At 64.5% G+C, this 9,120-nt stretch carries 6 protein-coding genes and 3 pseudogenes; 5 read left to right on the top strand and 4 right to left on the bottom strand.

The features are described from left to right. Positions 1 to 345: 345 nt before the first annotated feature. A pseudogene (locus YO9_RS0114630) lies at positions 346 to 1,635 on the top strand (NAD(P)H-quinone dehydrogenase); the annotation flags it as partial. Continuing rightward, positions 1,517 to 1,870: pseudogene (locus tag YO9_RS21785) on the top strand (hypothetical protein); the annotation flags it as partial. The pseudogenes YO9_RS0114630 and YO9_RS21785, both read left to right, overlap by 119 nt. On the opposite strand, the gene YO9_RS0114625 reads toward YO9_RS21785, so the two are convergent. Further along, complete coding sequence (locus YO9_RS0114625) at positions 1,791 to 3,209, bottom strand: MFS transporter (RefSeq protein ID WP_016998162.1); 1,419 nt, start codon at positions 3,207 to 3,209, stop codon at positions 1,791 to 1,793. The pseudogene YO9_RS21785 and the gene YO9_RS0114625 overlap by 80 nt on opposite strands. A gap of 177 nt (positions 3,210 to 3,386) precedes the next feature. Here YO9_RS0114625 and YO9_RS19015 point away from each other — a divergent pair, with 177 nt between their 5' ends. The 3 genes from YO9_RS19015 to YO9_RS0114615 are packed head-to-tail and all read left to right on the top strand — an operon-like array spanning position 3,387 to position 5,561. Continuing rightward, a complete protein-coding gene (locus tag YO9_RS19015) occupies positions 3,387 to 4,376 on the top strand; it encodes a GMC family oxidoreductase N-terminal domain-containing protein (protein ID WP_223286648.1) in 990 nt (329 codons plus the stop codon). Then, positions 4,358 to 4,912, top strand: a complete 555-nt coding sequence (locus tag YO9_RS19010; RefSeq protein WP_016998161.1) for a GMC oxidoreductase — start codon at positions 4,358 to 4,360, stop codon at positions 4,910 to 4,912. The genes YO9_RS19015 and YO9_RS19010 overlap by 19 nt, the downstream gene beginning before the upstream one ends. 40 nt (positions 4,913 to 4,952) lie before the next feature. Then, positions 4,953 to 5,561, top strand: coding sequence for a hypothetical protein (locus YO9_RS0114615; protein WP_016998160.1), 609 nt, complete (start codon positions 4,953 to 4,955; stop codon positions 5,559 to 5,561). Between the two features lie 133 nt (positions 5,562 to 5,694). On the opposite strand, the pseudogene YO9_RS0114610 reads toward YO9_RS0114615, so the two are convergent. The 3 genes and pseudogenes from YO9_RS0114610 to YO9_RS0114600 form a co-directional block, all read right to left on the bottom strand. Beyond that, positions 5,695 to 7,472 (bottom strand): annotated as a pseudogene (locus YO9_RS0114610) (acetyl/propionyl/methylcrotonyl-CoA carboxylase subunit alpha). A gap of 142 nt (positions 7,473 to 7,614) precedes the next feature. Further along, complete coding sequence (locus YO9_RS0114605; RefSeq protein ID WP_016998159.1) at positions 7,615 to 8,253, bottom strand: Maf family protein; 639 nt, start codon at positions 8,251 to 8,253, stop codon at positions 7,615 to 7,617. A 26-nt stretch (positions 8,254 to 8,279) separates the two neighbouring features. Beyond that, positions 8,280 to 8,705: a hypothetical protein gene (locus YO9_RS0114600; RefSeq protein WP_223286647.1), complete on the bottom strand. Its 426-nt coding sequence runs from the start codon at positions 8,703 to 8,705 to the stop codon at positions 8,280 to 8,282. Positions 8,706 to 9,120 lie beyond the last annotated feature (415 nt).

The raw sequence follows: 9,120 nt of genomic DNA, 5'->3' as shown, positions 1-9,120 counted from the left end.
ACCAGTCTGACAATGGGGGTCGCGCCTCAAATGTTCACCGCGCGAACCTCCACCTCAGATGTTAGATGTCAGGTGGCGGAGACCCACGGGGTCCACGGGGCGCGTGGGTGAAAGGAGCCAGAAGGGTACGGGGTGCGCGGGTGCAGGCGAGTGCGGGGCAGGGCGTGAGTAGGCACAGGTAGCAGCGGTGACGTGCTTGAAGCGACAGTGCGCCGAACCTTCACGAATCCGAGGCCCGAGTCACGGTTACTCCCGGTTCATTTACTGCAACAATGGGGGGCGTGAGTGTGCAGACTGAATTTGCGAATCCGAAACTCGTTGTCATCGGTGGCGGCCCCGGCGGCTATGAAGCGGCCTGGTGGCCTCGTCGCTGGGTGCAGAAGTGACCGTGATCGAACAGCAGGGCATGGGCGGCTCGGCGGTGTTGACCGACGTGGTCCCGTCCAAGACCCTGATCGCTTCCGCGGACACCATGAACCGATTCTCGGAGGCCAAGGATCTGGCGTCCACATCGTGGGTGGCTCCGATGACGGTGATGAGATCAACCACCTGTCCGTGGACCTGCAAAAGGTCAATACGCGTCTGTTGCGCCTGGCTGCCACGCAGTCCCGGGACATCAAGCGCGGCCTGGAGCGCCAGGGCGTGCACCTGGTCAAGGGTCACGGTCGTCTGACCAGCCCGAACACCGTGCACGTGGAGACCGATGAGGGGCTCGAGTACGACCTGGAAGCACAGTTCGTGCTGCTGGCCGTGGGCGCCTACCCGCGTGAGTTGGACACCGCCAAGCCTGACGGCGAGCGGATCTTCAACTGGAAGCAGGTCTACCAGATGCGGGAGATCCCGGAGAAGCTCATCGTGGTGGGTTCCGGTGTCACCGGTGCGGAGTTCGCGTCCGCCTACAACGGCCTGGGCTCGGACGTCACCCTGATTTCCTCCCGCGATCAGGTGCTCCCCGGCGAGGACTCGGACGCAGCGGCCGTTCTGGAAAACGTGTTCGAGCGTCGCGGTTTGACTGTGCTGTCCCGGTCGCGCGCGGAGTCCGTGGAGAACACCGGCGACGGCGTTCTGGTTACGCTCTCCGACGGTCGCAAGGTTCAGGGCTCGCACTGTCTGCTGGCCGTGGGTTCCATCCCGCACACCACCGACCTGGGACTCGAAGAGGTGGGGGTTGCCACGAGCAAGTCCGGTCACATCGTGGTCGACGCCGTCTCGCGCACCACCGTGCCCGGTATCTACGCCGCAGGTGACTGCACCGGCGTGCTGCCGCTGGCTTCCGTGGCTGCCATGCAGGGTCGCATTGCCGTGGCTCACCAGCTGGGCGACGCCGTGCGTCCGTTGCGCACCGACCAGGTCGCCTCCAACATTTTCACCTCCCCGGAAATCGCGTCCGTGGGCGTGGGGCAGAAGGACGCCAAGTCCGATCCGTCCGTGATCGAGTACGCAGCGCTTCAGCTGAGCACCAACTCGCGCCAAGATGATGGCCGTGGACGACGGTTTCGTGAAGATCTTCGCCCGCCGCGGCACCGGCACCGTGATGGGTGGCGTGGTCGTGGGCCCGCGCGCGTCCGAGCTGATCTACCGATCGCCCTGGCCGTCACCCACAACCTCAGCGTGGACGACCTCGCGGACACCTTTGCCGTGTACCCATCCCTGTCCGGCTCCATCTCGGAGGCCGCTCGCCGGTTGCACGTGCACCACTAGTTCAATAACTGACGACGTCGCCCCGGTGACTCGAGCGAAAGGTCACCGGGGCGACGTCGTCGTTTGTGGACGAAGGCACGGGAGGTGCGTTACTTCACGACCTTGCGACCCACGGTGTACATGTCCACGTGCTTGGTCTCCGGGGAGAACCACAGCGCGATCAGCGTGACGACCGCGGCGAAGGACAGGTACATACCCACCGACCCCACGCCGAAATTCGCGTTGAGGATCACCGCGATGTACGGCGTGATGGCAGCGCCCAGGATGGAGGCCACGTTGTACGCGATGCCGGAGCCGGTGTACCGCACGTTGGTGGGGAACAGCTCGGGCAGGATGGCGGACATCGAGCCGAAGGTCAGGCCCATCAGGGTCATGCCCACGGCCAGGAAGAACAGCACGCGGCCCATCGAGACATTCTCACCGGTGCCCACGAGCGAGGGGTCCATGATCAGGCCGAAGCACAGGCCGAACACCACGATCGCGGAGGTGATGACCAGCTGCGAGGAGCGGCGGCCGTACTTGTCCGCGAGCCAACCGGAGATCGGCACGGTGATGGCGAACAGCACCACGGCCAGCAGCTGGATGATCAGGAAGTCGCGGTACTCGATGCCCAGGCCGCCGGCGTCCGGGGAGCCGATGCCGAAGGACAGCACCCACGCGGTCATCAGGTAGAACAGCACGTAGGTCGCCAGCATGATGAAGGTGCCCTGGATGATCTGCAGCCATGAGGTCTTGAACACCTCGGTGACGGGGGCCTTGACCTTTTCGCCCTGCTGTTCGGCCTTCTTGAATACCGGGGTTTCCTCGAGCTTGATGCGGACCCACAGGCCCAGCAGCACCATGACCACGGACGCGATGAACGGAATACGCCAGCCCCACACGAGGAACGGGTGATCTCCCACCGCGTGATGCTCGGCGGTGCCGAACTGCATGACGATGGTCAGGATCAGGAAGAAGCCGTTGGCCAGGATGAAGCCGAACGGTGCACCCAACTGGGGCCACATGGCGGCGCGGGCGCGCTTGCCCTCTTCCGCGTACTCGGTGGCCAGCAGTGATGCGCCCGACCATTCACCGCCCAGACCCAGGCCCTGGCAGAAGCGCAGGATGGTCAGGATCAGGGGAGCCCAGATACCGATGGAGTAGTAGGTGGGCAGCAGGCCGATCAGGAACGTGGCGATACCCATGGTCAGCAAGGCGCCGATCAGGGTGGCCTTGCGGCCGATGCGGTCACCGTAGTGACCGAAAATCACGGAGCCGATGGGACGGCCGAAGAACGCGGCGGCAAAGGTGGCCATGGAGGCCAGCAGCTTGGTGGTCTCGTCCTCGCCGGTGAAGAACAGCGCGGGGAACACGGCCACTGCTGCGGTCGCGTAGACGTAGAAGTCGTAGAACTCAATGGTGGTGCCGGCCAGCGACGCCACGATCACGCGAGAACGCGGAACGCGCTCCTCCAGTGACTTCTCCGACTCGGGTCCGTGTGAACCCGACTCAGTCACGGTTGTAGACATGGTGAATCCTCAGATGGGAAGTGGTTTTGAATATTTACACGCTAGACCTGCGGGTCCACAGTGCGAATTCGAGTGTCCACAATGTGAGATAAGCATTGACACCCATGAGAGTGCATAAGCTAAGTGCAACTCTGGTGACAGAGCCAGGGGAGTACTGCGGATCACAACGAGGGGACCATGCCGTCACTTTCTCAAGAACATCGCATCGCCATCATTGGGTCCGGCTATGGCGGCTCAGTGGCTGCTCAGTCGCTGGCCGACAAGGGCTTCCGCGTTGACCTGATCGAAATGGGGTGCGACTGGGATGCGATGCCGCTGGTCAATGGCAAAACTTTTGATTCGATGACGAGCCCCACTGCACGCTCCACCTGGTTTTCCGATCGCACGGACGTGCCGTTCAGCTACCTGGCCGGATTGCCGATCATCAACCGACGGATCGACCGCGGCGCCGGCGCACTGGGCATGGAACGGTTCGCTCAGATGAAGGTCTACGTGGGCCGCGGTGTGGGTGGCGGTTCCCTGGTGAACGGCGGAATGGCGGTGACCCCGCGCAAGTCCTACTTCCAGAAAGTCTTACCGCAGCTCGACGCGGACGAGATGTACAGCACGTACTTCCCCCGGGCCAATGCACAGCTCGGAGTGGCCGAACCCCCGGCCGACATCCTGGCGACAGCGAGCTACTACCAGTTCGCCCGGGTGGCCGCGGAGCAGGCCAAGAAGGCCGGGTATTCGACCGTCACGGTTCCCAATGTGTATGACTGGGACTACATGCGCCGCGAAGGGATCAAACGGGAAACCCGTTCTGCGCTGGGCGCGGAGGTGATCTACGGCAACAATTCCGGTAAGAAGACCTTGCCCCGCACCATTCTGCAGGCCGCTCGGGCCACGGGACGGGTTACGGTCAAGCCGCTGACCGAGGTCACCCGGCTGCGCCGCTCGGCGGGCGGTCAGTACGAATTGACCCTGAAGACCATCGACTTCCACGGGGTCGTGCGCTCCGAGCAAACCCAAACCTATGACCGGGTCATTCTGGCGGCCGGGTCCGTGGGCTCTACGCGCCTGCTCCTGCGCGCACAGGCCGAAAACCTGGTGCCCGGGCTGCGGGACAACACCGATCTGGGCAAGGGCTGGGGCCCAACGGCAACACCATGCTCTCCCGACGATTGACCTGGGGCACGGCCACCGGTTCGCTGCAATCCGGGATGCCGGCCATGGGCATCAGCCACTGGAACGACGGCCCCACCTCCGTGTTCGCGGAGATCGCGCCGTTCCCCACGGGGATCGAAATGCGTACCAACGTGTACCTGGCCATCACGGACAACGACAACCTTGCCTCGTTCACCTGGAACAAGGACACGCAGGATGTGGAGCTCGGCTGGACCACGCAGATGTCGGCACCGTCCGTGAACGCGACCAAGGCGGTGTTCGATCGGATCAACGCGGCCAATCCGGGAACCTTCTATCGAACGGATCTGTTCGAAGGCCGCAAGGCGTTCACCGACTACTTCACCTACCACCCGCTCGGCGGCGCGGTGCTGGGAGAGGCCACCGATCTCAACGGCGAGGTCAACGGCGCTCCGGGCCTGTTCGTCCTGGACGGTTCACTCATCCCCGGCCGCATTGGCGTGAACCCGTTCGTCACCATCACCGCGATTGCCCAGCGCTGCATGGATGGGCTTCTCGCCGCCGGCCGTTTCGCCTGAACCGACACCTCACCCGCTGCCTCCGCACGAAAGATTTCTTATGCCTCAGCCACACATCACCCGCCGCACCGTTCTCGTTAGTGCCGCCGCGAGCGTCCCGGTCGCCATGACGACGTCGCTCGGTGCCGTTGCCGCGCCCACCGGCTCACGTTCGCTCGCGGTCGAGTTGGGCGATCCTGCCGCCCGAACCGACACCTGGGCACCCGTGATGGACACCCCGATTTACCGCAGCGACCTCAAGACCCGCCGCGCGCTGGCCTGTCTGCCCCGGAGCATCACGGTGCGCAACACGGGGGAGACCCCGGTGAGCAATGCCTCTGGAACCGTGGAGGTGGCCATGCACGACTACGTCACGGACGTGCGCCCGCCCTTCGGGGCTCATCAGCTGAAGATCGCCAGTCAACAAGCGAACTTCACGCTGACCGAGCGGGGCAGTGATTTCCGCACGGGATCCAAGTGGGAGTGGAGCTACACGGGGGTGATCGCCCCCGGTGCAGCTGTCACCCTGCCCTGGGAGTACTGGGTGCGTACGCCGTTCTGGAATGTGCAGTTCCAGGTGCTCGTGACCGCCACCGTGGTCGACGATGACCCGGACACCCCGGATAACGTTTCCCAGAAGATCGGGCAATCGCCGTCCTTCACTGCCTGACCGGCGAACGTAGTTCAACCGGTTGAGGTGGCCTGATCGAGCCGACAGATTCGCCGCCGCAACGACAAACCCCGCGAGGCGTGAACCTCGCGGGGTTTGGTTGACGGCGCAGTGCGGCCGGGGTGCTGCAGCGTCAGTCGGTGATGTTCGCCAGAACCGTACCGGCGGAAACCGTGTCCCCGGCGGAGACCGTGAGGTCCTTGACCACACCGGACTTGTGCGCGGTCAGGGGCTGTTCCATCTTCATGGCCTCGAGCACCACGATCAGATCGCCCTCGTTCACCGTGTCGCCGTTGTCCACCGCGATTTTCACGATGGTGCCCTGCATGGGCGAGGTCAGCGAATCGCCAGAAGCTCCACGGGCCGCAGCGGAACCGCCACGGTTGGCGCGTGCCTTGCGCTTGGGCGGGGGGACACCGTTTCCACCAACGCGTGCCGCGCCGGCCAACTGGGGCAGGGTGACCTCAAGTCGTTTACCGCCCACTTCGACCACCACGGACTGGCGCTCGGGTTCCTCGGATGACGGCTCGAACGGTGCCTCGAAGGGTTCGATCTCGTTATTGAACTCGGTCTCGATCCAGCGAGTGTGGACCGAGAAGGAGGCGTCGTCCTCAGGTGCGAAGGCGGCGTCGGAAACCACTGCACGGTGGAACGGCACCACCGTGGGCATGCCGTCGATCTGCAGCTCATCCAGTGCGCGGCGCGAGCGCTGTAGCGCCTGCTCGCGGGTGGCGCCGGTGACGATCAGCTTGGCGAGCATCGAGTCGAAGCTGCCGCCGATGGTCTCTCCGGCCTCCACGCCGGTATCCACGCGCACGCCAGGACCGGAGGGCAGGTTGAACTTGGTCAGAGTGCCGGGGGCCGGCATGAAGTTACGGCCGGCGTCCTCACCGTTGATGCGGAATTCGAAGCTGTGGCCGCGCACCTGCGGGTCGTCATAGCCGAGTTCTTCACCGCGGGCGATGCGGAACTGTTCGCGAACCAGGTCAAGTCCGGTGACCTCTTCGGACACCGGGTGCTCGACCTGCAGGCGTGTGTTGACCTCCAGGAAGGAAATGGTGCCGTCCTGGCCGACCAGGAACTCGCAGGTTCCGGCGCCTGGTACTGCGCTTCCTTGAGGATGGCCTTGGAGGCCTCGTAGAGTCGCTCGTTCTGCTCGTCCGAGAGGAACGGCGCGGGGGCTTCTTCAACGAGCTTCTGGTTGCGGCGCTGGAGTGAGCAGTCGCGGGTAGATACCACCACCACGTTGCCGTGGCCGTCCGCGAGGCACTGGGTTTCCACGTGGCGCGGGGCGTCCAGGAATCGTTCCACGAAGCACTCACCGCGACCGAAGGCTGCGGTGGCCTCGCGCACGGCGGAGTCGAAGAGTTCGGGGATGGCGTCGCGCTCGCGGACCACCTTGATACCGCGGCCACCGCCACCGAAGGCAGCCTTGATGGCGATCGGCAGACCGTGCTCGTCAGCGAAGGCCAGCACCTCGTCCGCGGAGGACACCGGATCTGCGGTACCCGGAACCTGCGGAGCGTTGACCTTCTCGGCGATGTGGCGAGCGGCCACCTTGTCACCCAGCTTGGAAATCGCAGCCGGGGGAGGGCCGATCCACGTCATACCCGCGTTGATCACAGCCATGGCAAAGTCCGCGTTCTCGGACAGGAAGCCGTAACCGGGGTGAACGGCGTCAGCGCCGGCGCGAGCGGCGGCGTCGAGAATCTTGTCGATCACCAGGTAGGAATCGGCCGCGGTGGTGCCGCCCAGGGCGTAGGCCTCATCGGCCATGCGCACGTGCATGGCGTCCCGGTCCGTGTCCGCGTAGACCGCCACGGAGGTGATGCCTTCGTCGCGTGCGGCGCGGATGACGCGCACCGCGATTTCACCGCGGTTCGCCACCAAGACCTTGGTGATGGGGCGCATGTCGGTGGAAGCCTGCTGCTCCGTGGAGGTGGTTGTCACGTGAATAGCTCCTTGTCGATACTCTCCAGCAGATTAGTGCCCCGTACTGGAGATCACCTAAGCGACGCCCGGGTGCGGGGTTGATCTGTAGGGGTTCTACAAATCATGTCGTGGTGGGCTGTGGTGTTGACCGCCACCAGTGGCTCGGTGACACCCCGCGCGCTGCCAACAGTGTGCGCAGAGTGGAGATGCTTAAACCAATCACCGCATTAGGGTCCCCGTCCACCCGGTCGATGAACACAGAGCCGCGGCCGTCCAGCGTGAACGAACCGGCTACCTGCAGGGGCTCCTCGGTGGCCACGTAGTCCTCAATTTCTTCGCGGGACATTTCCGCGAAGTACACGTCAGCGGAGCTGATGGCACCCTCTCCGTGGCTCTCACCGTTGCGGCGATCCACGAGCCAATGGCCGGTGTGCAGTGTCCCCTTACGTCCGCTCATTGCGGAGATGCGCTCGACTGCAATGTCCGCGGTCAGCGGCTTGCCGTAGCTCTCCCCGTCCAGTTCAAAGACTGAGTCGCACCCCAGCACCAACCGCTCCGCCGCGACGTCCAGCGTGGCGACGGCCTCGGCTTTGGTCCGCGCCAGAAGTAAGGCGGTCTCGGATGGGCTCAGCGGCCCGTGTTCGGCCAGGGCGGCGTCCTCGTCAACGTTGGATACCACCGTGTCGAACGGAAGGTGCGCGCGCTGCAGAAGCGACGCGCGGGCGGGAGATTTCGAAGCCAGGATGAGAACGGGATGCACGCTCCTCACTCTACGGGGCATGCCCCTCACGCGGGTTGAAGGGCACCCACGCGCACCAGTTCGGCCACGCACTTACTGACGAGGTCTGTGGCATCCGGGTTCTCACCGAATACCTCCACGACGCCAGCCTCCAATTGTTGGGGAGTGCGCTCGCCGTGCTCACGACACGCGTGCCACACCACGGGCGCGATGCCGACGACCACCACCAATTGCTCGGCCAGGAGGATGATCAGTTGCCCGGGGTCCTCCGGGTTCTCCACGGCCTCGACCCACGGACTCACGCGCACGCTGCGATATTCGACGACGACGCCGCTCTCTCCCGTCTCGGGGGCACCGTTGCCATCCGTGGTGCCTTCGAGGTGTGAGCCCAACTCGGGTTCCGGAAGGGCAGCTTTGAGATGATCCGGATCGGCGGTGACCTGCGGGCGCACGGGGTTGCGCCAAGTCGTCAAGGGCGTCAGATCCCGTTGCGGCGGAGAAGTCGACGGGTGGCTTGAACCAATAGATCAGCGACATTCGCGATGTCCGTGTAATAGACCGCGCGGACGCCTCCGAACGCGCGAATAGTGCGAATGAGCGAGGAGAGCGGCTGGGGCGTGGCGGGAAGCCCAGAGATATTGGGGACCAACAGTTCGAGCGCGTGGGTGAGGGGAAAGGGATCGCTGAGCTCGCCTTCGGGCCCTTCAGGTCGCGTTGCAGCAACAGCACCTTGTTCAGGCGCGCTGATCGGGTCTGTGCACGCAGCCCGAGCGCATCGGGTAAATCCGCTCTTTGGGCTTCTCGGGTTCCACGATCACCGACGGTGGCTTAGCTTGATCCACCGATGAGCATGCTGGGCTTGGGCCGCAATTAAAGACGGGATGCCCG

This window comes from Kocuria atrinae C3-8, assembly GCF_000286355.1.
Lineage (GTDB): Bacteria > Actinomycetota > Actinomycetes > Actinomycetales > Micrococcaceae > Kocuria > Kocuria atrinae_A.
Note: the sequence above shows the minus strand (reverse complement) of the source record. Positions and strands in the feature narration are given on the sequence as shown.

Excerpts from the sequence above, each read along its gene's own strand:
- YO9_RS19010 (WP_016998161.1), top strand. The coding sequence starts at position 4,358 with ATGCTCTCCCGACGATTGACCTGGGGCACGGCCACCGGTTCGCTGCAA.
- YO9_RS0114625 (WP_016998162.1), bottom strand. The coding sequence starts at position 3,209 with ATGTCTACAACCGTGACTGAGTCGGGTTCACACGGACCCGAGTCGGAG.
- YO9_RS0114615 (WP_016998160.1), top strand. The coding sequence starts at position 4,953 with ATGCCTCAGCCACACATCACCCGCCGCACCGTTCTCGTTAGTGCCGCC.
- YO9_RS19015 (WP_223286648.1), top strand. The coding sequence starts at position 3,387 with ATGCCGTCACTTTCTCAAGAACATCGCATCGCCATCATTGGGTCCGGC.